An 842-nucleotide genomic window follows, 5' to 3' on the forward strand; every position below is an offset into this window, starting at 1 on the left:
GCTGTTGGGGTTGTTACCAGTGGTGGTGGGGTGCGGGTTGATGGTGGTCGGGTGGTGTTCGTCTTTCCTGGTCAGGGTTCGCAGTGGGTGGGCATGGCGGTCGAACTCGCGGAGCAGTCCCCGGTCTTCCGGGAGCGGCTGACGGAGTGCGAGGAGGCGTTGCGCCCACTGGTGGGTTGGTCGGTGCTGGACGCGCTGCGCGGCGGCCTTGACGCGCCGGATCTGGAGCGGGTCGACGTGGTGCAGCCGGTGCTGTTCGCCGTGATGGTGTCGCTGGCGGCGCTCTGGCGTTCGCTGGGTGTGGAGCCCGCCGCCGTGGTGGGCCACTCCCAGGGCGAGATCGCCGCGGCCTGCGTGGCGGGCGCGCTGACGCTGGAGGACGCAGCGACCGTGGTGGCCCTGCGCAGCCGGGCGATCCTGCGCCTTTCAGGCCGGGGCGGGCTGGTGTCGGTGGCGCTGTCGGAGACCGAGGTCGAAGAGCGACTGGCACGCTGGGCGGGCCGGTTGAGCGTGGCGGCCATCAACGGCCCGGCTGCCGTGGTGGTCTCGGGCGACGCGGACGCGCTGGAAGAACTGCTTGCCGAGTGCGCCGGGGACGGCGTACGGGCCAAGGCCATCCCGGTCGACTACGCCTCGCACTCCGCCCATGTGGAGGACATCGAGAAGGAACTCCTGGACGTCCTCGCCGCGGTCACCCCGCGCGCGCCCCAGGTGCCGTTCTACTCGACCGTGACGGGCGAACTCATCGAGGACGCGGTCTTCGATGCGGCGTATTGGTATCGGAATTTGCGGGAGCCGGTGCGGTTTGAGTCGGTGGTGGGGTTGTTGGTGGGGTTGGGGTT

1 protein-coding gene is annotated in these 842 nt (G+C 70.2%); it reads left to right on the top strand.

Annotated elements, in window-relative coordinates; translation table 11 throughout:
- The coding region (locus tag AAHZ94_RS34725; RefSeq protein WP_349997646.1) for an acyltransferase domain-containing protein at positions 1-842 on the top strand (842 nt) is incomplete at both ends.

Source organism: Streptomyces sp. HSW2009 (assembly GCF_040240285.1).
Lineage (GTDB): Bacteria > Actinomycetota > Actinomycetes > Streptomycetales > Streptomycetaceae > Streptomyces.